Genomic DNA, 25,534 nt, shown 5'->3' on the forward strand with positions numbered 1-25,534 from the left:
ATTTATTTAACATTAAAAAAAGTATCACATCATCATGTCAAATATTGGACTTATCATTGAAGAAAAAGCAGCAGATATCGGAAATTTTCTGGTAGGAAGGCTTCTGCCTTTCCGTGAGAAAAGAGCGGTTGGCCCTTTTGTTTTTATCGATCACATGGGACCTTCAGAATTGAAGGATTATCAGAACCTTGATGTTCCCCCTCATCCCCATATCGGATTATCCACATTAACGTATCTGCTGGAAGGTTCTATTTTCCATAGAGACAGTATCGGAAGTGCTCTTGAAATAAAACCGGGTGCTGTCAACTGGATGACTGCCGGAAAAGGAGTTGTACATTCGGAAAGAACCCCTGAATATTTAAGACACACCGACAAAAGACTTCATGGATTCCAGATCTGGGTGGGACTTCCAAAACATCTTGAACAGTCTGAGCCTACATTTCATCATATTGAAGCTGATGAGATTCCGGTGTGGGAAGAAGATGGTATTCAGTATAAACTAATTGCTGGTGAAGCATTTGGCAGAACATCTCCGGTTCCTGTACACAGCAAGTTATTTTTCATCGAAATAAAAACAAAAGAGGCTAAAAAAATAAGCATCGGAAAAGATCTTTACGGAGAAGCTGCAATGTATGTTCTGGATGGAACGGTTACCACAGAAGGAAATTCTTATGGTTCAAAACAGCTGATGATCGCTAAAGACACCAAGCTTTGCGAGTTTGATATGAGCGAAAACGGAACAGTTTATCTTTTCGGAGGTGAGCCATTCGATGAAGAACGTTTTATATTCTGGAATTTTGTTAACTCTGATAAGGAATTACTTGATCAGGCAAAAGTAAACTGGAATGACCAGAATCACGAAGCTTTTCCTTTGGTTCCGGGAGATGAAAATGAATACGTTCCGCTTCCAAAGGCTATTTTAAACAGAAAATAATTTCAGTTCAAACCATGAAAATATTAGCATTTGCCGGAAGTACGTCTTCCACTTCTATCAACAGGGAACTGGTAAAGTTTGTTCTGAAAGATTTTCAGGACGAGGAAATCGATTTGATAGACCTCAACGATTTCAATATGCCTGTATTCTCTGTAGACCTTGAAAAGAAAGGTTTTCCGGATGAAGCCCATCATTTTTTAAAAGTTATTGATGAATGTGATGTGATCATCTGCTCTCTTGCGGAACACAACCGTTCTTACAGCTCAGCTTTTAAAAATGTTTTTGACTGGTCTTCCAGAATTAATGTAAAAGTATTTCAGAATAAACCAATGTTTTTGATGAGCACTTCTCCGGGGGGCTATGGCGGAGGAAATGTAATGAATACGGCAAAAACATTTTTCCCACAGTTTGCAGCTGATATCAAGGAAACTTTTTCATTGCCTAAGTTTTATGAAAATTTTGATATGGAAAGCGGAGTCATCAATCCGGATATGCTGAATGATCTGAAAGGTAAAATACAAAACTTTAAAAATCAGGTTAAAGTAAATGACTAAAGGAAGATTAGAGGCCTTCAGTGACGGTGTCCTTGCTATTATTATCACCATTATGGTACTTGAGCTGAAAGTACCGGAAGGAAATAGCTGGACCAGTCTCAAACCTCTCCTTCCTAAGTTCCTGGCTTATATTTTCAGTTTTATTTATGTAGGAATCTACTGGAACAATCATCATCATTTGTTTCAGACGGTAAAAAAAGTAAATGGCAGCATTCTTTGGGCCAATCTCCACCTTTTGTTCTGGCTTTCTCTGATGCCTGTTGCTACAGAATGGATCGGAACCACCGATTTTGCTAAAAATCCTGTTGCAGTATATGGGATCGGACTTATTATGGCGGCAATTGCCTATACCATTATGGAGCATGTCATTATCCGGTGCGAAGGGGAAGATTCAAAGCTGAAAGAGGCCATCCATTCGAAATATAAAGAATATATCTCTATTATTTTTTATGTTCTTGGCATCGCTACTTCGTTTTTTTATCCCTATATTGCCATAGGTTTTTATTATCTAGTGGCTCTTATATGGCTGATTCCGGACAGAAGAATCGAAAAATCATTAAAAGAAAATTGATATGGAAACACACGAATATCCCAACGGTAACATCACCGTCATCTGGCAGCCTCAAAAGTGTATCCACTCGGCTGTATGCGTAAAATTGCTTCCCAAAGTCTACAATCCTAAAGAAAGACCCTGGATAAAAGCAGAGAATGCAAGCCCGGAAGAACTTAAAACACAGATAGACCAATGCCCTTCAGGCGCATTAAGTTATAAATTCAATACAGAAAAATAATGGCGGTAACGGTAAAAGCAAGTTTAGGAAAAACAAAATATTATACAGAAGTAACAGCCGGCGAAAATAAGATCATTACGGATGAACCGATTGATAAAGGCGGACAGAACAAAGGTTTTAACCCAATGGAAATTCTGGCTACGTCACTGGCAAGCTGTACAGCAGCTACCTTGAGAATGTATATTGAAAGAAAGGAATGGGACGTAGAAAACATCAATGTAGAAGTAGAGCTTGAAAATTTCCCATTAACAAAAAGAGCGGTTTTCAAAAGAGATATCAGCTTTGAAGGTATTCTGGATGATGAGCAACTGAAAAGACTGCACACCATTGCTGATGCATGCCCAGTTCATAAAATATTAACCAACGACATAGAAATACTAACTAAATTCTCATAACATGATCGAAGTAAAACAAAACAACGACGAGAAACACGGAAGTTTTGAAGCTTTCATAGATGGAAGTAGCGCAGGAGTGATGACATATACCTGGGCGGGAGAAGAAAGATTTATTATAGACCACACCGAGGTGGAAGAAGCCTACAACGGAAAAGGTGTAGGTAAGGAAATGCTACTGGCTGCAGTGGATTTTGCCAGAAAAAATGGGAAAAAGATTATTCCCCTCTGCCCTTTTGCTAAGGCAAGTTTCCAGAAAAGTGAGGAACTTCAGGATGTTTTAGTGAATTAGCCACTGTTTTCCACCCTTACAATACAAACCTTTCAGAGTATTTCTGGAAGGTTTTTTATTTTTATGCAAATTACAGACTGTAAAGCAAATTAATAATCACAATTTGTTCTAAAACTAACAGTATTTTAAATTCATGATTCACGACTGATCTTTTTTATATATTTGCTAAAATTTAAAAATCAAGCATGAATTCAGGAACTATCCTTTTGCTATTTGTTTTCATCTATTTTATCGGCCTTTTGGTGATTTCTTATTTCACCAGCCGGAATTCTGATAACCAGTCATTTTTTATCGGTAATAAAAAGAGTAAATGGTGGCTCGTTGCATTCGGAATGATAGGAACCAGCTTAAGCGGAGTTACTTTTATTTCCGTTCCGGGAACTGTAGGAAAAATGACCGGCTCCGAATATATTTACGGAGGTTTTGAGTACTATATGATGGTCATCGGATTTTTCATCGGATATTTTATCGTTGCAGCCATATTGCTTCCGCTTTATTATAAGATGAACCTCACCTCTATTTATACCTATCTGGGGAAAAGATTCAATGTAGAAGCTCATAAAATAGGTTCTATCTTCTTTATTATTTCAAGAGCAATTGGTGCTACGGCAAGATTATATCTGGTTGTCAATGTTTTACAGATATTCTTACTGGAAGGACTGGGAGTTCCATTTTGGGTAACTTCTCTTATTCTTTTGCTGATGGTCCTTCTGTACACTTTTGAAGGGGGGGTAAAGACAATTGTCATTACGGATACCCTGCAGACTTCTTTTATGATTATCAGCCTTGTAGCATGTATCGTTTATATTTTATCAAATCTGAATTTATCATTTGGGGAAGCATATACTATTCTGGAACAGAAAAACTACACCCATTTCATCAATTTTGATCCTAATTCCAAAACCTTTTTCCTGAAAACAATTTTAGGCGGAATTTTTATTACGATTGCAATGACTGGGCTGGATCAGGAAATGATGCAGAAAAATATCTCTGTAGACAATCTTAAGAATTCAAAGAAAAACATGCTGACCTTTGCAGGAACACTTCTTATCGTGAACCTTGCATTTTTATTCCTGGGAGGACTGCTTTATCTTTTTGCATTACAGCACGGAGCAGAATATGGAACTCTGAACTCTGAAACAGTGACGAATATTTTCGGATTTAAAGATAGTGCCGGAAATATTAAAAATATAATGGGAGATGACCTTTTCCCGGCTTTATCACTTCAGGGGCATTTCCCAATGATGATTTCCGTTATTTTCATTATCGGATTGATCTCAGCGTTGTTCCCTTCTGCAGATGGTGCTTTAACGGCTGTAACCAGTTCGTATTGTGTAGATTTATTAAACCTTAATGAAGATAAAACCAAAACTGAAAAAGAGAAGAAACGTCTTCGTATGAAAGTGCATTTGATTTTCACGGTTGTTTTCTTTATTCTGATCATGGTTTTCAAATCATTGAATGACAAATCTATTGTTTACCTGATCATGGAAATTGCAGGATATACCTACGGACCGCTTTTAGGCCTTTTTGCTTTTGGAATTTTCACAAAGTTTCAGATCTCCAGAAAATATTCCATCCTTGCAGTAACTATTTTAGCACCTGTACTTACTTATTTGATCAATCTTGCTGTTACCACTTATACCGATTACAAAATCGGTGTGGAACTGATTGTTCTTAACGGACTGCTGACCTTTATCGGTCTGTGGCTGGTAAAAAACAAAAACTATTTAAAAGTCGTTTAATCTTTATAAAAATCTAAAAAGGCTGTCCTCTAATTGAAGACAGCCTTTTTTATTTCAGTAAATGGATTCTTTATTCTTTAATCCACTTGATTGTTTTCTCTATATTCTTAGATTTAACTTTAATCAGATAGTCACCTTTCACCAACTGAGACAAATCAAAAGTACCTACTTTATCATGGTTCAATTTATTATTAGCCTGAGTGAATACTAATTTTCCGCTTACATCGTATACAGTCATATCATACACTTCATTTGAATTGGTAAATTTAATATTCAGAAGCCCTTTACTTGGATTAGGATATACCACGAATACATCTTTATTTGTAGCAATTTCATTCACACCCAGTGTTTGAGTGATGGTAAAATTAATAGGGTTAATATTATAAAATACATTCGTTTCTGCTGCCACCATAATTCTGGCCTGCGTGGTCGTTACATTAGGAATGGTAACGGTCTCGGAGCCATCATTTGCAGTGGAACCTAAAATAAGTGTTGGATACGTAAGACCTCCGTCTGTGGAAAGGAAAATATTTACAGTAGCACAATTTACAGGGAAAGCAGTTGTATTCGCTACATCCCATGTTATGGTCTGAGTAGAATTACCTGCCCAGTTTACCGCTGTAGTAGGTGCAGTTACATTGAACGGTCCTGAATTTCCATCAACAGTAATAATAGCATCATCATTCGTAACTCCTGCACAACCTGCATTATTATCTCTTACAGTCAGTCTGAACTCCATGGTTCTGGCATAGGCTGGTCTAACTTCTCCTTTGGATACCGTTCCATTGATCACGTCTGTAAGTTTCGGGAAATATCTGTAAGGAACGGTTACAGGTACATATGATCTGAATATAGCAGCATTCCCTGTTGGGGCATTCCAATCACTTGCTGGTCCTACATCATTCTGTTCCCAGCTGTAAGTAAGCGGATTATTGTCTATATCTGTAGCAGATCCCTCTAATCTGAACGGTGTACTCTTAGGGATGGTATAATCGCCTCCGGCATTTACAGAAGGCGGAAAATTGTTAGAAGGAATGGTCACCTGGCATGTTGTTGACTGAACTTTCGCTGTAATAGACTGGAATGATTTGGTATGGAAAGTAGGAATACTGTTAGAAGCCAAGTTATTTGTACTTCCGCAAATTCCGGCATATGCCATAATCGTAATTCCGCTTCCGGGCTCTACGGCATTGGCAGCACTTCGGTTTCCTCCTCCGCAGCTTCCTGTAGTTGCATTAAAAGTATGCGGACCTCCAAACTGATGTCCTACTTCATGTGCTACATAATCAATATCGTAAGGGTCACCAACAGGGTTAGGGGAACCGGTAATTCCTCTTCCTTTATTGGTTGCATTGCAGATTACTCCTAATCCGGCTAATCCACCACCACCTGTACTGAAAGTATGTCCGATGTCATAATTAGTATTTCCTATCAGTAAATCAATCTGAGTCTGGCTTTCATTAATTAATGTTCCTGCAGCATTATTCCCGTTAAAAGGATCAGTAGCAGCATTTGTAAAAACAACATTTGTTTCATTATCCACCAATACCAGTCTTGAAGCAACTTCCTGCTCATAGACTCCATTTACTCTGTTTACTGATGTTACAATTGCTGAAAGTGTCTGTGCTATAGTAGGAGCGGCTGAACCAGTGGCTGCTACAGCATATTCTCCAGTACAAGCCACAGCCAATCTAAAAACTCTAATTTGAGTTCCTACGCTTGGGCTTACGGTTTTTTGAGCGTTTTTTTTTCCCAATGGAGAATCGTCCTCATCTTTTACTCCGCAGGATCTTGGATTTTTATCAATTAAGTCACTCTTTTTATAAATAATATAATTGTTAATATCCTGTTTTGCATAAGGATCAATGTAAGTATCCCCTGCTACCACAGATTTTATCTGCGCATGGAAACCAAGCTCAGTAAAATCAAGCTTTATAGTAGCATATTTATCATCAACTCCCTGTCCTGTAAAAGTAATGATCTGTGGAAACTGGCTGGCTAATCCAGGAGCCATTACCGAAGATTTCCAGATTTTGAATTTCGCTTTCGTACCGTCAGGCATTGGCAACACAATAATGGGTGCATTATCTTTACGGTCGCTGTCTTTCAATTCCGGAACGGAATTAAAATAACTTTTCATTCCAGCCACATCCAATGTATAGGTTAATGACTTTTCCGGTTGTACAGTCCTGTTTTTAGGATCTGCTTTGATAGACCTCTCACTGATCACGGTAAAAAAGTCCTGTGCTTTCCCTGAGGAAATAGATATAATAAATATCCCCAGGTAAAATAATTGTTTAATTTTCATATATAATGGTTTGTAATTTTTATTAATTCAACTAATAATACCAAAAACTAAGAAATAATCAGTCAAAGGTTCATAAATCAAATAATATTGAATTATAAAAATAGTTAAATTTATCCAAATTCATATATGAAAATTAAAAAAAAGCATGTTTTTTTTGTACAAACAGCAACAATCTAGCTACCACAAAGCCTTCAACTTAAGAAGTAAATTTTCTTTATTTAAATAACTAATTTTATAGACTTTTTCATTTTAATTATCTTTGATCCGAATGATATAAAGTCATTCAAAAATTCAACAAAATAAAAAGAAACAAAAATCAAAAAACTATGAAAAAAATTATCTCAATTTTAATGTTTGCATTCACATTCGGATGTATGAGTGCTCAGGAAAATTTTGAAGTATCAACATTAAGAATCGGACCGTTTAAAGTCTTCATGCCCAGGGCTGAAGCTGAAAAACTTGCAGGAACAAAACTTACAAACTCTAATGGGGAGAAAAAAAATACAGTAAAGTATAATGGGGAGGCCATCCAGGTTGATCTTTTTGACAATTATATTAACGAAGCCAATCCTAGTGTGCCTTCTATTACTTACATGACAACAACGAGTAAAAAATTTAAGACCAAAAGCGGAATTGGGGTTGGAAGCACCAGAGATGACCTTATCAATGCTTACAGAAATTATCCCAACTTCAGTGTACGCCCGGATTGGGATGACAATAGCAAACCTATTAAAGATTCCGGTTATTTTAATATTGAAGACAGCCAGGCTGGAACTCTATTAAGCTTTAAATTTATTAATAATATAGTAACCGAAATCTCTGTTTACCTCAATGAAGGCTGTTAAAAGCAGGAAAATATTCAAATTAATCAAAATCTGGGTTTTCATATCCGGATTTTTGCATTTCCATAAGCCGGTAAAAAATTGTAAATTCGCGTGCAAATAAATCAGACATAATGAGTAAAAGTATTGAAGAGCTAAAATCTCTTACTACACAGATCAGAAGAGACATTTTAAGAATGGTTCATGCTGTAAATTCAGGACACCCGGGCGGAAGTTTAGGTTGTACAGAATACTTCACAGCCCTTTATGGAAAGGTAATGAACTATAAACTTCCTTTCACAATGGAAGGCAAAAATGAAGATCATTTTTATCTATCAAACGGACATATTTCTCCGGTATTCTACTCTACTTTAGCAAGATTTGGTTTCTTCCCTGTTGAAGAACTGAGTACTTTCAGAAAATTAGATTCAAGATTACAGGGACACCCTACTACTCATGAGGGACTTCCGGGAATCAGAATCGCTTCAGGTTCTCTTGGACAAGGACTTTCTGTAGCTCTTGGTGTAGCTCAAGGTAAAAAGTTAGATGGTGATCAGTCTCTTGTTTACACTCTTCACGGAGATGGTGAGCTTCAGGAAGGTCAAATCTGGGAAGCATTGATGTATGCTGCTGCTAAAAAAGTAGATAATATCATCTCTACTATAGACTACAATGGTCGTCAGATTGATGGGGATACAGATGATGTATTAAGCTTAGGAAATCTTCATGCTAAACTTGAAGCATTCGGATGGATTGTTTTGGAAGAAAAGAACGGTAATGATCTTGAAGCTGTGATTGCAATCCTTGAGAAAGCAAAAACAGAAACCGGAAAAGGCAAGCCGGTAGCCATTCTTCTTCATACAGAAATGGGTTACGGGGTTGATTATATGATGGGATCTCATGCTTGGCATGGTAAAGCTCCTAATGATGAGCAGCTAGAAACAGCATTCAAGCAATTGTACCTAGAAGCTCCAGCTGATTACTAATATCTTAACATCTCGATTAATACAATAAAAATGAAATATACATATACAGAAAAAAAGGACACTCGTTCAGGATTCGGAGCAGGATTAGCAGAACTGGCGGACAAAAATCCTAATGTAGTAGCACTTTGTGCAGACCTTATCGGTTCTTTGAAAATGGAGAAATTCATTGAAAAAGCTCCGGAAAGATTCTTCCAGATAGGGATTGCAGAAGCGAACATGATGGGGATTGCTGCAGGTCTTAGCATTACAGGAAAAATTCCATTTACAGGAACTTTTGCTAACTTCTCTACTTCAAGAGTATATGATCAGATCCGTCAGTCTATCGCTTATTCTAACAAAAATGTAAAAATCTGTGCATCTCACGCAGGTCTTACTTTAGGAGAAGATGGAGCTACCCACCAGGTTCTTGAAGATATTGGTATGATGAAAATGCTTCCTGGAATGACGGTTATCAATACTTGTGACTACAACCAGACTAAAGCGGCTACCCTGGCGATTGCAGATTTTGAAGGTCCTGTATATTTAAGATTCGGAAGACCGGTAGTTCCTGTTTTCATTCCGGAAGATATGCCTTTCGAAATTGGAAAAGGAATTATGCTTCAGGAAGGTACTGATGTAACGATTGTTGCAACAGGACACCTTGTTTGGGAATCTCTTGTAGCGGCTGACGAGCTTGAAAAAGAAGGTATTTCTTGTGAGGTCATCAACATCCACACAATTAAGCCTCTTGATGAAGAGATCATTCTAAAATCTGTTGAAAAAACAGGTAAAATTGTAACGGCTGAGGAGCACAACTACCTTGGTGGTTTAGGAGAATCTGTTGCAGGTATGCTTGCAAGAAAAAGGCCTACAAGACAGGAGTTTGTAGCGGTAAATGACACTTTCGGAGAGTCTGCAACACCTGCAGAATTGATGAAGAAGTACAAAATTGATGCTGCTGCAGTGAAAGAAGCTGTAAAGAGAATTTTAGCTTAAGATAAGCTATTTTTATATAGACAAACCCCGGCTGTTTCCTTGAAACAGCCGGGGTTTTTATTAGATATTTGTAAAAAGTTGATTGTTGTAGAGCATATAACCACCCGTCAAAAATCCTTTGAATTTTGTCACCCCTGCAAAGGAGGAGAATGGTTATATTCCTTTTTCATAGTATTAGTTTTTATCCTTCATTATTGTTCTGGTTACTGATTTAGAGGAATTCCAACCGCTATCAAAACAGGAAATAAGATTTTTTCGACATACTCATCTTCTCTTTTGTCTGAAGCTTTTGAACCAGAAAAGTAATTGCTGATTCTGTAGTTTTTCACAAACTGATTTCTCTTTTTCCCTATTGAATAATAATACCCTCCTCTTTCATCATTGACAAAATAGGTCATTTCATCAAAATTCATGAGCTTTTTGGAAAGTAAAAGTTTTCTGTAAATACACTTCTCTGATTTATCAAAAATATATTTCACCGGAACCCTGAAAAAGAAGTCAAACAGGAAGTAAACCATATAAATTGTCCACAATCCCAATGCAATTTTGAACTGGTCACCGGACATTTTATCCATAAAAAAGTATATGATCAAAGGAAGAGCAATAACACCCAAAGCCAACCACCATACCAAAACACGCAGGAAATTGTAGTTGGGCATAAAGCTTATTTCACTTCCGTTTTCCTGAAACTTATAGCGGTCTCGGATATCCATTCTCTGGATTATTAATGTTCATAATATCCTCCGTTTCATTTACCATCTTCTGTATTCCTCTTTGTGTAAGAGCCTGGCCTATGGTAAGCTGCTTTTCTTTACCATTAACTTCAAAATAAACAGACAGCATCACATTGGTAGTGATAAAACCCATGTATTTTGTTGCCAGCACATGAAAGTTTCTGAAATTCTCTATCGGATAGGTTCTGGCCGGAACAAAAATGGTATGTTTTCCTGTAATCGTCATGCGATCCATATCAATGATGAATTTCTTGGTGAAAAAATTAATCAGAATAAGTGCTACCACAGCAATGATAACGTAGCTAAGAGTCCTTACGCTGTTAAAGAGCAATCCTGCCACAATCAGAAAGATAATGCAAAGTACCGTTATAAATACCGGCTGGTTCTTAAAGATATACTGATTACCCTCCTGTTTATAAAATTTGTAATTGTTCATAATTAATATAATTATTGTTTATAATTTGATTTGTTTTTAATGTTCTGAAAAGGTTTTATTGTAGGACAGTTATTCATAACGCAGTGCTATTTCATCCTCATTAATGGTTTTCAGGGTATTCAGATCTGTTCTGAAATAGGTATCATGAATTGAGAAATAGGCATCTGTTTTTACGCCGGTCTGTTCTGATGCTCCTTTCCAGACATCAAAAAACCACTGTTCAAATAACCTGTATTTTTCATCATTATATTCATCCAGAATCTCATCAAAATCATCACCTTCATAATTGTCCTCAAAATCTGAAGCTTTCTGCCATATCTTCTGTGGAATCAAGCCGCTCCATTTTTCATTTCCATTATCATTGTTATTCTTTTTGGTTGGCAAAAACATGATTTCTGTTGCAATTTCTCCCTTATGGTCTACGCCCCAGAATACAATATTCAGATAGTCAAATTCATATTCAAAATAAAAAGCTTTGATATAAGCCTGCGTATTTCCGTTCAGATAATTGATACCTTCACCTTTCAGCAAATGAATAAGGTCTTCGGTAAACTTTCCACTGATTCCTGCCAGATAGTTCTTAAATTCAATATTGAGTTTTTCAAGATCTTCCATAGACTGAGGCTTCATTTAAATTTTAACGGTCGATTTTCCTTCCTACCCATTTTTCCAGCTGAGAAAACATTTCATCAATAGACAAAACTTTCAGATCCGGATGGTTCTTCAGCCATTGCGAATGAAGCTCTGTTAAGTTTTCATCCAGACTGTAAAAGGAATCATTTTTCAAAATATCTCTCGTTTTGTTAGGTCCGAAATATTCACTTTCCAGGAACTCTTTCTTTTCTCCTTCTTCCATATTTTCTACTTTTGAAGACTGTTCCAGAAATAGTTCCCAATGTTTTTGGGCACCTATTTTCTTTAAACCTTCTTCAATGATCCTGTTTAGTTCTGGTGACCATCCGGAATTCCAGACAAACTGAGAAAAATTTCCATTTTTATACTGACTGACATAATAGTCGACATAGTAACTGGTTATTGAATCTTTATGCATATTTTCTTCTCCAACTCCTTCTTCGTGTAAAAGATTGACAACAGAAATATTGGAATTGATGACATCATAAGGATCACTGCTGTTAAAAGAGGCTTCTGAGACAATTATTTTATCGGGCTTCATATGTATATATTTAAAGTGTTTTTTTAATTTGTCATACTTTTAATTGCCCCAGGTAGCCATCCAGTTAAGATATTCACTTTTATATTCATTATCATTAAGTCTGACGATAATATTTTTCAGTTCCTCCTCTTCAAACTCATAATCTGAGACCGTGAAAATCAGGAAAATATCTTTGCCTGTTATCTTTGTGAAAAAATTCTCATTTCTAAGCTTCTCCAGCACTTCAATGCAGATGGAATATAACTTAGTCTGAAAACCTTCAAACCATTGATCATCGTCGTCATGATTATCCAGCTCTTCTCTCAGTTGAGTACAGATATCACCAAATTCTTTTTCCGCTCCCTCCATTTCATAAGTCCATTCTGCCGGTTCATATTTATAATAAAGAGCATCATCTTCATCTGCCATTTCCATAACTTTCATTGTATTGACAGCAGGACATACCGTCATTGCGCCTTCATCACTGTACAGTGCAAAACTGTAAACTCCCTCTGCCCCATGCTTTTCATACACTTCTAAAAAAGCCTTCCTGGCAGCATTTTCTATCTGCTGTTTTAAAATTTCAAAATCCATACGTCTTTTCTTTTTTAAAATGGGCGGTAAAATTACCTTTATCTTATCAAATCAGCACATTATATTCTTTAGAAGGCTGTTCAATTTCATGATTATAGCTATCTGTTTTTATTATACAGGAACAATCCGGGAATCAAAATAGCTGCCCCAATCAGCAAAGGAACCAATTCTCCATATTTAAACAACCAGAAAGCTTCTCTGGATGATCCTATTTTCCGAGTATCATATGTATATACCTTACTTTTATATTTAAACCACATAAACTTTTCAACACGGTTTTAAAAAATTTCATTTTTATGACTCAATATTGTCTATCTGAATTAATTTATCTGAAACCAATGCTTTTTCTGTGAAAATTCACAAAAAAGCACATCATTTTTGAGCAGAAAATCAGTACTTATTTATAAAAACATGTTTTGGAACATACAAATTTCTTTCAAAATAAAAGAATTATCGTGTGATTTCTAATGTTAAATTCATTCATTCCGCCGTATTGTACAATAGAATATATTACTGCATAATATCCTATACTATTCCTAAGCTTTCTTTACATTATCGGACTTCACTTTATACTTTTCAATATTTGGAATATTTCACCAAATCCTCTGACATATACAGAATTTGCACATGAATATGTGTACACAAAATAAACAACTCATTTACATGTTTTATCCCATTGAAGTGAACTGAATATTGATAGATTTGAAAACATCAACGTTGACGGAAGACATTCTACATTTTTGCATTGTATGTGTACAGTACATGAAAACATGTGAATTATTCACCCCAAATGTCAGGGTTTACATGACATAAATAATTTACACAACACAACAAAAAATTATCAACATGAAAAAGTTAATCGGTATGAAGAGTAATTTCTCTTCTTTGGAAAACAAAAAACTGAAAGATCTTAAAACAATTCAAGGAGGCAGCTATAATGTTAAATCTAACGTTTCCGTTGGAGAAGGCTGTGAAGAATATGATACCTATACAAGCCCAGGAGGTACATTTATAGGTAGAATCACCGTGTGCAATCCAACACAGTCAGTAAACTAATGTATGGAGGGCTGTGCCCTCCTTTTTCACTCTTCAAAGTTAACTTTCAAAAACTTTATAAGCTTATGAAACAATACACTTATTACATCCTATTATTTATTTTGATTTCTGCCTTATCATGTAAAAATCGGGAAGTGAATTACATTACTTATTACAACAAAGTAAACAAAATTGACAGTATTTACAGAATGGCTAATAAACCTGAAAAAGCCATAAAAAAATTCAAAAAATTGTTTCAGAAGTATGAACCTAAAAACCAAGAGCTTACTGAAGAATATAAAACCTATATTAAGCTTGCAGATCAGTACCATAAAAACTTTGGTGGGAAAAAGGGTCTATACAAACTTATTACATTGGTAGCTCCTTATCGTAATGAATATAAAAAGCTTTATCCGCTTTGCAAGAAATATGGAATAGACAGTCTGGAAGTCAACCAAAAAGTAGCCGACTGGAAAAAGAACTTGAATAAAAGACTCGTAGACTCCTTTACTATTGCTATGATCCGTGACCAGGAGGGAAGGCCTGAAAATATAGCCCTTGTAAATAAAAACATTGAAAAAAATGCAGATCTTTTTTTCTGGACATTCAAACACTATGGGTTTCCTGATGGACAAAAAATAGGTAAGTTCGGAAACAATGACGTTTTCATCGCTATACCTACATTGCTAAGCCATATGATTGCTTCAAAAAAGTATCCTGAATTTAGAAAAAAATTATTCGAATATGTAAAATCAGGCAATTGCTCTCCTCAAGAATATGCCTTAATGTCCGACACATATGACTACTATAGAAATACTGCTGTACGATACAGCTTACGGAACAATAATGAGGATTCTGTTCGGATTAACTGCAACCGAAAAAGTATTGGACTTCCTAGTATAAAGCATTCATCTAAAATCAGAAAAGATAAAATTAAGAAAAAATGATTCTTATTCTTTCTACCAATCAGGAAACAACAACAAATGAAGTTATTAAGTGGCTCAAAGCATTAGATAAAGCCTTTATTCGTATACATGAAGATGAAATTTTTGAAATAAAAGAATATCAAAAAAGAATCTTTTTGAAAAGTCAAAGACATAGTTTTTTTATTGATGATATTACCAGTGTTTGGTATCGAAGAGGTGGACTACAATTTATAAGAAAAGAATATGATAACCCTTCGATTAATGCTTATATGGATGAAACTCAATATTGGCTTGAAGATTATGTAATAAAAATGCTTGAGACAAAAAAACATATTAATAAGCAAAGCAACAGTCATTTGAATAAACTTTTAGTACTTGAACAAGCAAAAAAAGTAGGCTTGAAAATCCCGGAATACTACTTGGCAGAAAACACAAATCAGCTAATTGTGAATAAAACCATTACAAAATCTATTGCTGAAAATATAATATTAAAATCAGTTGATCATTTTTCTGAAGGTATTTTGTATACTTCACTTGTTACAGAAAAGGAAAAGGAAAATTTCTTTATTACCTTTTTTCAGGAGATGATTGAAAAAGATTTTGAAGTGCGGGCCTTTTATCTTCAGGGTAAAATATGGGCTACTGCTATCTTTTCTCAAAATGATAAGAAAACCTACATCGATCATAGAAAATATAATCATGAGATGCCCAATCGGAATGTTAGATATAATCTTCCAAAAGAGGTTGAAGAAAAAATACATACCCTTATGCAACAACTCAATATAAACTGTGGCTCACTTGACTTTATAAAAAACAAAAATGATTTTTACTTCTTAGAAATAAACCCTGTTGGCCAGTTTTTAGGATTATCAGCAATTTGCAATTATATACTTGAAAAAGAAATAGCAGAATACTTATGAAAAAGAAATTCAAAGAAAAAAATAAATTACCTCTTACTCTCAAATATATAGAAAATTTCAGAAATGATTCAGCTGAAATACAAGATAGCTATAAACAGAATTATGTTATCTCTATAAAATATCAAACTGATTTTTTAATGAAAATAAAACCTATGAAGCCACTGGTAAGATTAATATGAAATCAATAGTCTTATGCTAAATAATATGGATTCATAACAGTAAACGAAGCTTCAGAGAGTAAGCCCATCTGATGAGCTGATGAAGATATATAAAATTGCAGCAGTAGCGAAAGTGGTTGTAAAGGGAATTTTAAAGAAATAATTTTCTGTTAAAAACAAAGTAAAGCATCTCATTTAGTATTTTTTTTGATATATGCAGAAATAAATACCACAAAACAACAGTAAAATATAATTTATTTCATCTATAAAAACAGACACAACTAACTGATTATCAATAAACAAATATACAATTTTACATAATTATTCATATTTTTGGGAAAAACAAAATGTATGAAAAAAGCTACTTATCAAGATAGAGAAAAGGCAGTTGATATATTATGTCAGGCTTTTATGGATGTTCTTATTCCCAACTCTATAAACTTTGTTATAAATAAATCTGGTAATAGATATAGCCGCTTGAGAGCTTTAATGGAATTTCAGTTTGACTTATCAATGCTCAATGGGAATGTATTTTTAAGTGATGATTACAAGGGATGCATTTTATACCTAGATAAAACAGGATTTAGCTTTAAAAAGTTATTGTTGGAAATTAAATTATTATTTGCTTGTATTGGTTTAACCAATATGTTTAAAGTTTTAAGAAGGGAAAAACTTTTGAAGAATTTTCATCCTAAAGAAAAATTTATTCATTTATGATTAATGGCTGTTGTTCCAAACAAACAAGGAAACGGTATAGGAACAAAACTATTAAATGAATCATTAGAATTTTATACAAACGAATTAATTTATATAGAAACGACAACTGCTGAAAATTGTACTTTTTATACTCAAAATGGATTTACTATTTTTCATGAAACTTTTGAGCTAAACTACCCCCTTTATTTTTTAAAATATGTTTAATACTGAAATGAACTTTAGTACATTTCTTTATATAATAATATTTGTACTATTAATTATAATTGTTTCCATACAGCTTACTTTGGTTTGGAGAAGAAGAGATAGAAGATTTTATTTAAAATTTTTAGGACTTATTTGTTCTGGCTTAATTTATAGCACATATGCTATTCCTATTAATGAAGAATTTCATTGGGAAATTATTGACGAAAAAAAGAAAATTGGGAATTATAATTGTCAAAAAGCAAAAGTAGAATATGGGGGAAGAAACTGGACTGCATAGTTTACAAACGAAATTCCTTTACAGCAAGGTCCATATGTCTTTTATGGTCTTCCAGGATTGATTATAAAAATTTCTGATGAAAAATTGGATTATGATTTTGAGCTCATTCAGATAAGAGACTTCAAATGGAAAGAGCTTTATACAGATAAATTTCAAAAGAAAATTACCTGGGAAGACTTCAAAAAACTTCAAAAAAATTTTTACAATGAGCCGCTATCCATGATCAATACATCTGAAATAACATCTTACGACGAAAGTGGAAATAAGATAAAAACCAATTTTAAAGAAATGACAGGAAATATTCAAAAACGAATTCGGGAGAAAAATAATCCTATTGAGCTAAATCATAAAGTAGAATATAAATAGGTTTAAATGATACTAATTATCTCAGAGAATTGTGTACAAGTAGTGAAATAGCCATTGTAACAGGAAAAAACAGATTCAATACATAAAGACTATTTTTTTAAATCAAGGTAATAAACACAGGTAATTTATTTTATAAAATTTAAGAAATGAAATATTCTAATTTAAAAACACAAAGCCCCAATATTAATTTTAAGCCTACCATTTACCTGATTCTCTGTCTATTTCTTTGTGCCTGCAAAAATCGAAATTATATTTTATATTATAATAAAGTAAACGAAATTGACAGTATATACAGAATGGCTAAACAACCTGAAAAAGCCATAAAATTATACAAACCATTATTTAGAAAATACCGCCCTCTCAATCAAGAACGTCATGAAGAATATGAAACTTATATAAGGCTCTCTGATCAGCATCATACAAAATTTGGAGGAAAAAAAAGTCTGTACAAACTTATTCCTTTGATAGCTCCTTATTGGGAGTATAAAAAACAAGATCCAAAATTGATTAAGCTGTATAAAAAATATGGAATAGACAGTTTGGAAATGGAGCTGAAAGTTGCACAGTGGAAAAAAAGACTTAATCAAAAGCTTGTAGACTCTTTTACTGTTGCATCTATGCGTGATCAGAACAGCCGAAGAGATCTAAATTATCAGGAAATTACTAAAAACGATAAAAAGAATGCTGAGCTTCTAAAATGGATGTTTAAAAATTATGGATTTCCAAGTATGCAAAAAATAGGTTTATTAAATGGTGACTTTTTTATGCCGTCAGGACCTATACTGCTTCATATGGCAGATTATGATGAATACTACCCTTATTTTAAAACTAAAATATTAGAATATGTAAAATCTGGTGAATGCCCACCTCGTGATTATGCTGCGATGATTGACAGAAATAATCTGCATCATAAAGTTCCTTACACTTATGGAGTTTATCAGGGATATGAAAATATAAAAGATTCATCAATAGTAAATGATAACCGAAAAGGCATTGGTCTTCCAAGTTTAACGTACCGAAACAAATTAGCAAAAGATTTAGCCGATAGTTTAAAAACCAAATGATAATGATTTTCTCAAATGATAATGACAGAACAATGATTGAAGTTATGTGTATCTCACTTCAATGAATAAAGACTTTACTCATATTCATGAAAATGAAGTTTTTGAAATTAAAATAAACTAATTTTTTCCCATATAATTTATTAATTCATGAACTATTTCAACCTATTCAGCAACATTCTGATCACCAAAGGAGCAACCCGGATATTGATCTCAGATCTACAGAGAAATGTTTCAGAATTGTATCCGTTAGAATTCTATGGAATCATAGAAGAACTTAAAAACCAATCTATTGAGGGGATATTGAAAGATTATGATGAAGATTCCAGAGCAATTGTCCATGAATATATCAATCTCCTGCTGGAAAAAGAATATGGATTTGTTACTGAAAACGATTGGGACAGAAATTTCCCTCCTCTTTCTTATGAATATCATGAACCCAGTGATATAACGAATCTCTTTATTGAAATGGAAGATATTGAGATCGTAAAAAAAATAAAACCTTCTATAGAAAATCTTGGAATTAAACATTTGGTTATTTACAGTTTAAAACCATTAACAATAAATGAATTTATAGAAATTGATGATGTATTTAAAACCTCCGTGCTTTCGGGAATAGAAATATTCTCTCCGTTTCATAAGGAAACCAACCTATCTTTTATACAGGCTCTTCAAAAAAATACAGTCAGAATATACAGTCTTATTTTCTACAATTGTTCGAAACCTCCTTTCAAAGCTAAAGATGAATATAGATTCTCGCTGAATTTCCTGAAAGATGACCTGAAAATATCTGCCTGTGGAAAAGTGGAACTGAAGTATTTCAATACCAACCTTCCAAAAGTACTGGAAGCGATGAACTACAATTCCTGCCTGTATAAAAAGATAGGCATTGACCGAAACGGCGCCATTAAAAACTGCCCGCTGATGGTTGAAAGCTTTGGAAACATTCGTAATAACAGTCTTGAAGTGGCTATAACCCAGCCGGATTTCAAAAAATACTGGGATCTGACCAAAGACAATATAGAAATCTGTAAGGACTGTGAGTTCCGTTATGTCTGCACAGACTGCAGAGCGTATACCGAAAATGCAGAAAAAAGCAAAGAAGGCCTAAATGTATCAAAACCCTTAAAATGTGGCTATAATCCCTATACGGGAGATTGGGAAGACTGGACAAAAAATCCTTTGAAGCAAAAAATTTTTCATTCGTTAGAACTCAGATAGCATTTCTCATCCCCTTATATTATATTCAAAAACGGCTTTTAAATGGAATTTAAAAGCCGTTTGTTATTTTTATTATAAAGTGATTATATTTCTATTTGAAAAACTTCCATTTCGGGATAATGGCAAGCATTCCGAATCCTGTAAACAGAAAAAGGTTGGTAACATCTGTATACAGGAATGTAGACAGGTAATAATTGTGCATAAAGAAGTGCATTACCAGTAAAGCCGGGAACATGAAGATTCCTATTTTTCTGTAGAAGAACATCAGTACCAGCCCAATCATCATCAACACATCAATTGAAAAAATAACATAGAAATACCACCTTGGGATCTCCAGGTATTCATGCTGCAGATATTCATCCACATCTATTCCAAGCCCCATTATGGTAAACAACATTAAGGCTGCAAATGCCAGTACAAATCCCCATCCTTTCTTCGGGTCTTCGTCAAAATAACTGTATTCTTCCATACCTACAAAAATAAAGAACTTATGAGAGATTTCATAAGTTCTTTTATAATTATTCGTTTAAAATTTGACTTATATAGAGATCGCGTTGATCAATCTATTTTTGTCACTTAAGAATTCTTCCATAGAAATCATACTTTCAGTTCTCATTACGTCCTGAATGTCATCTATCTGATAAATAATTCTTTTAGCATCATCTGTATTCTTAGCTCTTACTTTACAGAAAATATTATATTTTCCTGAAATAACGCTAGCTTCAATGACGTTAGGTAAAGTTGACAATTCTTTCAATACTTCCTGAGTACGGTTTGATTTTGTCAAAAGGATCCCTATGAAAGCTGTAAAGTGATAATCCAGCTTACCATAATCGATATTAAGAGATGATCCCAAAATAATACCTGCATCTTCCATCTTTTTCACTCTTACGTGAATTGTTCCAGCAGAAACATCCATCTGCTTTGCAATTTCAGTAAAAGGCATTCTTGTGTTTTCTACTAAGAAATCAAGAATTTTCTTGTCTATTTCGTCCAGTTGATAGTTCATATTAGTTAAATTACAATTTCTTTAAAAAATCTATGTATTTTTTGCAAATTTACGAAAAATAATTTAACTAAAAAATATATATCAAATATTAACAATAATTAACACAGATGATAAAAATCATTAAAATATTCTAATTATTTACCATTTGATTTTATAGAATCTGTTTTTATTTCACCTTTTGCATCTGAAGTTTTTTTGTCTTTTTTCTTCTTTTTAAACAAAGAATTGAAGCTTTTACTCCACACGACCCCTCCTCCATAGGCTTGATTTGCAGAACCGTTTGTACTCACCATTCCGATGTTCGTAGGCTTGGAATAAGCGCGTATAACCAACGTTCCGTCGTTCTTTTTAGATAAATCATACTCTACAGAGCCTTCTGTAGACAAATAGTTGTTTTGGGCACCATCTGTTTTCGATAGTGGAATACCCAGACCTGTTTTTATATTCACTCTTGGGGAAAGGGCTACACTCAATCCCGCATTTGCTCTGTCTCCAAAGTTTGAGTTCTGGTCACCTTTTACATAATTAAGGTCAATCTGGAATTCATTACTCATCGTATTAAGTACAGATCCCAATTGTTTCAGAAGCATATTATATCCGGAAGACTCTGCAACATTTCCCACATTCACATCTACCCCGCCAGAGTTTGAAACGTTGAAAGTACTCAACAGCAGGACAGATCCGAACTGAAGAACCTTCTCCCCTTCCTGACTCATTTTGGCAGCAAGCGTTTCCCTCACCTGGCTGGAAACATCCATAGCAGTTACGTTAAGGTCAATATTAGGGTCTACCAACGACTGGGTAATGTGAGCCTGCAGCAAAATACTTATAGGCTGTAGTTTTCCCATACTAAGATACTCCCCGGCATTAGAAACCATTCTTATATAGTTGGCATTAATGTCTAATGCAGGCTTCATGGCATCACCATCCCATCTGATACTACTGTTCCTTTCTATCTGGAAAGTTTTATTAAGAATTGCCTTAGAGACAAATGTTCCGTTATCTACTTTATAAGTACCGCTCATGGCGATATTCCCTTGTCTGTTCATGTGGAACCTCAACGGATCTGCGGAACCTTTTACTGTAATATTTCCTACATCATCTCCTACCAGCACATTTACAGTAGTTCCTTTATCTACGGCCAGATTGAAATCAATATTCATATTGGCTCCTGTTTTTTTCTTTTCTTCCAGTGTAATCAGACCGTCTTTTCCTTCTTTCAGGAATCTCAGCATCTTGAATTCTTCAACATTGGATGTAGAACTGGAATTAAAGGTAAAGGTACTTCCGTTAAGCGCCTTCATATTAGGAGTTGTAATACTTAATCCTGAAACAGGTCCGTCTACATAAAGATCTCCCTGTCCGTAAACTCTTCCCCAGAAAAGGTCAAAATCTTTTTGTGTTGTATTTAGCATGAGAAGGTTATCAGCTCTCATTACGAGAGATACCCCCATTGAAGAAAGGGTCTCAAACTGAATCGCCCCGGAAATATTCCCTTTGGAATTGGTTCTTCCATCGTGTACCTCAATATTGTTGAGAATGGCCAGCCCTTTGGTCAGCTGAATGACAGTATCATCAAATGCATAATCTACCCCGGTAAACAAAAGCTTTAGTCCAAAATCTTTTAAAGCAATATCACCGTTATAATCCAGATTATTAAGCTTTCCGTTAATTTTAAGATCCCCGGTAGCTTTACCACGAAGGTTTCCAAAAACAGTCTGCACAAACTGTTGTGTAAATGACAGGTCAAAATCACGCATTTCAGCCGTAAGGTCAATAATCGGAGAAGAGGTGTTATTATTAACAGTTCCTGTAAGATTAAGGCTGTTATTTCCAAGGACTCCTGCAGAATGAACTTTCACATCAATATCATAAACATTCAGTGAGAAACCATTGGTAGCAGAAATAGAGATATCTCCCATATCGTTGCCATTCATCTTAATATTATCAATGTTAAGATCTACCAGTGGCTGCAGGGTACTTTTATCCATTTTGATCTTGACACTTCCGTTGGCAAGACCTTTTATATCCATGGTATTTCCTCCGGACTGCATTTCCAGAAGCTTTTCTACAGCAAATTCATTGATATCGGCATCTACATAAAAATCTTTTGCTGATTTAAATTGCGCTTCTTTAATAAACAAAGCACTTTTATCGGAATACACCCTTAGGTTCCTGATATCAAAATCTCCGGTATTCCTTCTATAGGTAATGGAGTGATTCAGTTCCGGACTTGTATCTATAGCCCAGGTCACTTCATTGAATTTCACTTCGGTAGGCTCAAATCTGAATACATAATCTCCCGCCGCATCCGTAGACTGATCTACGTTAATAGCATATTCTTTAAGCTTTTCATTAATTTCATCATCAGGACTTCCATACTTAAATACGGTAGCTAAATGAAGGGTATTTCCATTCTCATTATTCCCTTTAAGCTCAAAATCTTTGATTACATTTTTATTATAAACTACTCTATTGATCTTTGCATACAATTGCTGGTTAAGGTCGGCTGTATTAATTCTGACTTTAACACTGTCTACCATTGCACTGTCTCTGTTGAGATTCTTTCTGTCGTGAACCTTATAATCAGGGCTGGAAGATGCCAGTGCCTTATCAGCATCGGTAATTTCTTCCTCTTTTGTCATAACATATTTCAAAGAAGCGGCATCCAGATTCAGAATCAGGTTGTTTGAATTTCCGTCATATTCTCCTTCCACTATAGCCCCCTGCGGTAGTTTAAGTTCCGGTAAAAAATAATTGACCAATCCTTGCTGAACATCAAATTTCAGTGCAAAATTCTGCCCACGGTATAATTTTCTCGGTGGTGGCCCTACCAATATCTTTCCAACTCCGTTTTCTACCATTCCTGCAAGATCAGCCAGGCTGTATCTTCCCGATATCTTCCCTGTAGCAGCTCCCGGAGCATCTACATCAATCACACGGCCTCCTGCTTCTACAAAAGTTTTTAATTTAGCATTCGGAATATTATATTTTTGAGTTGCCGTAGCAAAGTTCAGATTATTGGCATTAACATCCAGCGTAAGATCATTAATGGAAGACATGGCCATCTTTCCTTCAACCTGACCGCTTACCACCTGGCTGCCAGGCTTATTGGTAAAATAATTCATATTCAGGTAAGTGACATCCGCGTTGACATCCATAGCCACTCTTGAAGTACTGAAATCTATTAATCCTTTGATCGTAGCTTTTGCCTGTTCATCATTAACGGTAATAAGTCCGTTGTATTTTTTATGATCCAATAATCCATCCAGATACAGATTATTGATCGTTTTATCCATAATTTCAACGCTTGCAATCTGAGATTTAGTCGTCAGACGCATGGTATTGACATCAAAGCTTTGTCCGTTAAGATCGAATTTACCGGAGATTAAGCCTACCGTTTTATTCTTTGTAATAACAGATGTATTAAGATCTTTCACATCAAGATAACCGGAATATTTAGGCATTGCAGTGCTGTAACCGGATAAAGTAAGTTTGGATATTTTAGCCTGTCCTATACCTGTCATTAAATTCCCGCTATCCACATAGATCTGATCCGGATTTACTCTTGCTGTCCCGTTGTATTTCAATTTTCCAAAATCATCAGCAAAATTCTTCATCTTTTTGGAGATAAAAGAAGGCATCATTGCTTTTAGATCCTTGTAAGTAAAATCTGCAGAAAGATCTTTTGTTTCAATGGCAAAATGTCCTTTCAGCAGGTTATCAACCTTCATTGTTTTGGTTGCAATGTTGACATCAGGATTTCTGATCAGGAAATTCTCCAGATGAAATTTATTTAAGGGTCCCGTCATTGTCCCTGAAAGGTTGAACGGTTTGATATTATCCCAGTTCGTCACAAAATAGCTGATATCATAACCACTGATCTGACTTCCCTGTTGAATGTTCATATCCCATCGTACCCTGTCAGCAAAATCTGACCACGATCCATCATGAAGATTAAATTTAATATCTCCCTGAAGTAATGTATGGTCGGTATTCAGCGTAAGATCTTTTAATGACAAAAACTGTTTCGTTAAAGACAGCTCTGTTGAAAAAGTATCCACAATATGAGATTTCCCCCATCTTGAGGTCACAAAGGACATATTATTGATCAATGCCGAAACATTCGGTCCGTTCACTTTTACGTTCGGTGCTTTTAAGTTGAATTTTTTTGCTGTTAGCCATTTCCCCTGTTCTCCGGGAGAGTTTTCATTGATGATGGAAACTTCAGAATCAATAATCTGTACTCTGGAATTCAGCTGAAAAGGAGGTTTATTCGGATTTCTTTTCTTACCATCATCAAAGAGTTCTGTAAATCTGACAAAATTGGATATACTGTCTCCTTTATAGGTAATTACTCTTACTTCGGCATTAACGAGAGTCAGAGAATTGAAGCTTAAAGAATTGCTTTTTCCTGAAATAGCATTCACAGCCAAAGATATCCAGTCCGAATCTGCACGGAATTCACGGGCTTTAATAAAATCAAACCCTTTATAGTCTTTTACTTTTAAACCTTTGATTGTTACATCTCCAAAGTAGTTAACATCCACACTTTCTGTAGAAAACCCGGATTTGAAATCTTTATTTACGATTTGAAGAGCCTGATCTGCCGCCCATTGCTTCGTTACCGGAAGGTTGATGATAACCAATATACCTCCTATTACAAATAAGCCAAGCCAAAAGAGAATCAAGAGAAGCTTTCCCCACCAGGTATAGCTGGTAACATCTTTCATGGCCTGTTTCCCAAACTCTTCAGCCGTTTCCACAGGATGATGTATGGCATCTGAAGCCAGCTCAGATGCTTCTTTTACTGTCTCCCGAACTTTTTCTTCTACATTTTCGACAGTTTTCTGTACCTGATCCCCTAGGTTTTCAGCTACCGATTTTTTATTCTCATTCTCGTTATTATTCTCTAACTTTGCCAT

At 35.0% G+C, this 25,534-nt stretch carries 29 protein-coding genes; 19 read left to right on the forward strand and 10 right to left on the reverse strand.

Going from position 1 to position 25,534, the window contains the following annotated elements; genetic code table 11:
- Positions 1-34: 34 nt before the first annotated feature.
- The 7 genes from ACPF63_RS16710 (at position 35) to ACPF63_RS16740 (ending at position 4,708) form a co-directional block, all read left to right on the forward strand.
- Positions 35-934 carry a pirin family protein gene (locus ACPF63_RS16710; protein ID WP_077414039.1) on the forward strand — a complete coding sequence of 300 codons (900 nt, stop codon included), beginning with the start codon at positions 35-37 and terminating at the stop codon, positions 932-934.
- A 14-nt stretch (positions 935-948) separates the two neighbouring features.
- Complete coding sequence (locus ACPF63_RS16715; protein ID WP_426480665.1) at positions 949-1,488, forward strand: NADPH-dependent FMN reductase; 540 nt, start codon at positions 949-951, stop codon at positions 1,486-1,488.
- Entirely contained in the window at positions 1,481-2,059 is a 579-nt protein-coding gene (locus tag ACPF63_RS16720; RefSeq protein WP_426480666.1) for a TMEM175 family protein, read from the forward strand. Before ACPF63_RS16715 ends, ACPF63_RS16720 begins: the two co-directional genes overlap by 8 nt.
- A gap of 1 nt (position 2,060) precedes the next feature.
- Complete coding sequence (locus ACPF63_RS16725; RefSeq protein WP_047424288.1) at positions 2,061-2,279, forward strand: (4Fe-4S)-binding protein; 219 nt, start codon at positions 2,061-2,063, stop codon at positions 2,277-2,279.
- Complete coding sequence (locus ACPF63_RS16730; RefSeq protein WP_077414035.1) at positions 2,279-2,674, forward strand: OsmC family protein; 396 nt, start codon at positions 2,279-2,281, stop codon at positions 2,672-2,674. Before ACPF63_RS16725 ends, ACPF63_RS16730 begins: the two co-directional genes overlap by 1 nt.
- Before the next feature lies 1 nt (position 2,675).
- Complete coding sequence (locus tag ACPF63_RS16735; RefSeq protein ID WP_175627200.1) at positions 2,676-2,963, forward strand: GNAT family N-acetyltransferase; 288 nt, start codon at positions 2,676-2,678, stop codon at positions 2,961-2,963.
- A 185-nt stretch (positions 2,964-3,148) separates the two neighbouring features.
- Positions 3,149-4,708 carry a sodium:solute symporter gene (locus ACPF63_RS16740; protein ID WP_077414033.1) on the forward strand — a complete coding sequence of 520 codons (1,560 nt, stop codon included), beginning with the start codon at positions 3,149-3,151 and terminating at the stop codon, positions 4,706-4,708.
- Between the two features lie 70 nt (positions 4,709-4,778).
- Here the strand turns inward: ACPF63_RS16740 and ACPF63_RS16745 are convergent, their stop codons facing one another.
- Positions 4,779-7,016, reverse strand: a complete 2,238-nt coding sequence (locus tag ACPF63_RS16745; RefSeq protein WP_077414032.1) for a reprolysin-like metallopeptidase — start codon at positions 7,014-7,016, stop codon at positions 4,779-4,781.
- 326 nt (positions 7,017-7,342) lie between these two features.
- On the opposite strand from ACPF63_RS16745, the gene ACPF63_RS16750 reads away from it, so the two are divergent.
- From ACPF63_RS16750 to ACPF63_RS16760, 3 genes are all read left to right on the forward strand, one after another.
- On the forward strand, positions 7,343-7,861 hold the full coding sequence (locus tag ACPF63_RS16750; RefSeq protein WP_426480667.1) for a hypothetical protein: 519 nt from the start codon (positions 7,343-7,345) through the stop codon (positions 7,859-7,861).
- A gap of 110 nt (positions 7,862-7,971) precedes the next feature.
- Positions 7,972-8,823 (forward strand): transketolase, encoded by an 852-nt coding sequence (locus ACPF63_RS16755; protein ID WP_077414028.1) that lies wholly within the window; start codon positions 7,972-7,974, stop codon positions 8,821-8,823.
- A gap of 30 nt (positions 8,824-8,853) precedes the next feature.
- On the forward strand, positions 8,854-9,798 hold the full coding sequence (locus ACPF63_RS16760; RefSeq protein ID WP_034697001.1) for a transketolase family protein: 945 nt from the start codon (positions 8,854-8,856) through the stop codon (positions 9,796-9,798).
- A gap of 203 nt (positions 9,799-10,001) precedes the next feature.
- Here the strand turns inward: ACPF63_RS16760 and ACPF63_RS16765 are convergent, their stop codons facing one another.
- From ACPF63_RS16765 to ACPF63_RS16790, 6 genes are all read right to left on the reverse strand, one after another.
- Complete coding sequence (locus ACPF63_RS16765) at positions 10,002-10,511, reverse strand: hypothetical protein (RefSeq protein WP_426480668.1); 510 nt, start codon at positions 10,509-10,511, stop codon at positions 10,002-10,004.
- Complete coding sequence (locus ACPF63_RS16770; protein WP_077414026.1) at positions 10,489-10,968, reverse strand: hypothetical protein; 480 nt, start codon at positions 10,966-10,968, stop codon at positions 10,489-10,491. Before ACPF63_RS16770 ends, ACPF63_RS16765 begins: the two co-directional genes overlap by 23 nt.
- A gap of 69 nt (positions 10,969-11,037) precedes the next feature.
- Positions 11,038-11,598 (reverse strand): hypothetical protein, encoded by a 561-nt coding sequence (locus tag ACPF63_RS16775; RefSeq protein WP_426480669.1) that lies wholly within the window; start codon positions 11,596-11,598, stop codon positions 11,038-11,040.
- Between the two features lie 7 nt (positions 11,599-11,605).
- On the reverse strand, positions 11,606-12,142 hold the full coding sequence (locus ACPF63_RS16780; RefSeq protein WP_426480670.1) for a DMP19 family protein: 537 nt from the start codon (positions 12,140-12,142) through the stop codon (positions 11,606-11,608).
- Positions 12,143-12,181: 39 nt separating this feature from the next.
- Positions 12,182-12,715: a DUF4303 domain-containing protein gene (locus ACPF63_RS16785; RefSeq protein WP_180565234.1), complete on the reverse strand. Its 534-nt coding sequence runs from the start codon at positions 12,713-12,715 to the stop codon at positions 12,182-12,184.
- Positions 12,716-12,813: 98 nt separating this feature from the next.
- Complete coding sequence (locus ACPF63_RS16790; RefSeq protein WP_426480671.1) at positions 12,814-12,975, reverse strand: hypothetical protein; 162 nt, start codon at positions 12,973-12,975, stop codon at positions 12,814-12,816.
- A gap of 586 nt (positions 12,976-13,561) precedes the next feature.
- On the opposite strand from ACPF63_RS16790, the gene ACPF63_RS16795 reads away from it, so the two are divergent.
- The 9 genes from ACPF63_RS16795 (at position 13,562) to gwsS (ending at position 19,600) form a co-directional block, all read left to right on the forward strand.
- Positions 13,562-13,771, forward strand: a complete 210-nt coding sequence (locus ACPF63_RS16795) for a TIGR04139 family peptide modification target (protein ID WP_426480672.1) — start codon at positions 13,562-13,564, stop codon at positions 13,769-13,771.
- Between the two features lie 134 nt (positions 13,772-13,905).
- Entirely contained in the window at positions 13,906-14,697 is a 792-nt protein-coding gene (locus ACPF63_RS16800) for a hypothetical protein (protein WP_426480673.1), read from the forward strand.
- A complete protein-coding gene (gwsG, locus tag ACPF63_RS16805) occupies positions 14,694-15,596 on the forward strand; it encodes a grasp-with-spasm system ATP-grasp peptide maturase (RefSeq protein WP_426480674.1) in 903 nt (300 codons plus the stop codon). Before ACPF63_RS16800 ends, gwsG begins: the two co-directional genes overlap by 4 nt.
- A gap of 509 nt (positions 15,597-16,105) precedes the next feature.
- On the forward strand, positions 16,106-16,471 hold the full coding sequence (locus tag ACPF63_RS16810; protein ID WP_426480675.1) for a hypothetical protein: 366 nt from the start codon (positions 16,106-16,108) through the stop codon (positions 16,469-16,471).
- Positions 16,472-16,474: 3 nt separating this feature from the next.
- Complete coding sequence (locus ACPF63_RS16815) at positions 16,475-16,675, forward strand: GNAT family N-acetyltransferase (RefSeq protein WP_426480676.1); 201 nt, start codon at positions 16,475-16,477, stop codon at positions 16,673-16,675.
- Positions 16,668-16,952: a hypothetical protein gene (locus ACPF63_RS16820; protein ID WP_426480677.1), complete on the forward strand. Its 285-nt coding sequence runs from the start codon at positions 16,668-16,670 to the stop codon at positions 16,950-16,952. The genes ACPF63_RS16815 and ACPF63_RS16820 overlap by 8 nt, the downstream gene beginning before the upstream one ends.
- 57 nt (positions 16,953-17,009) lie before the next feature.
- Positions 17,010-17,318, forward strand: coding sequence for a hypothetical protein (locus ACPF63_RS16825; RefSeq protein ID WP_426480678.1), 309 nt, complete (start codon positions 17,010-17,012; stop codon positions 17,316-17,318).
- A 146-nt stretch (positions 17,319-17,464) separates the two neighbouring features.
- Positions 17,465-18,382, forward strand: coding sequence for a hypothetical protein (locus ACPF63_RS16830; RefSeq protein ID WP_426480679.1), 918 nt, complete (start codon positions 17,465-17,467; stop codon positions 18,380-18,382).
- Positions 18,383-18,529: 147 nt separating this feature from the next.
- Entirely contained in the window at positions 18,530-19,600 is a 1,071-nt protein-coding gene (gene gwsS, locus ACPF63_RS16835) for a grasp-with-spasm system SPASM domain peptide maturase (RefSeq protein ID WP_426480680.1), read from the forward strand.
- A 91-nt stretch (positions 19,601-19,691) separates the two neighbouring features.
- Here the strand turns inward: gwsS and ACPF63_RS16840 are convergent, their stop codons facing one another.
- The 3 genes from ACPF63_RS16840 to ACPF63_RS16850 form a co-directional block, all read right to left on the reverse strand.
- A complete protein-coding gene (locus ACPF63_RS16840) occupies positions 19,692-20,069 on the reverse strand; it encodes a hypothetical protein (protein WP_047373649.1) in 378 nt (125 codons plus the stop codon).
- A 69-nt stretch (positions 20,070-20,138) separates the two neighbouring features.
- Positions 20,139-20,609: an Lrp/AsnC family transcriptional regulator gene (locus ACPF63_RS16845; RefSeq protein WP_039371059.1), complete on the reverse strand. Its 471-nt coding sequence runs from the start codon at positions 20,607-20,609 to the stop codon at positions 20,139-20,141.
- A gap of 134 nt (positions 20,610-20,743) precedes the next feature.
- Positions 20,744-25,534, reverse strand: coding sequence for a translocation/assembly module TamB (locus ACPF63_RS16850; protein WP_426480681.1), 4,791 nt, complete (start codon positions 25,532-25,534; stop codon positions 20,744-20,746).

The organism is Chryseobacterium sp. R2ACT005, from assembly GCF_049949215.1.
Classification (GTDB): domain Bacteria; phylum Bacteroidota; class Bacteroidia; order Flavobacteriales; family Weeksellaceae; genus Chryseobacterium.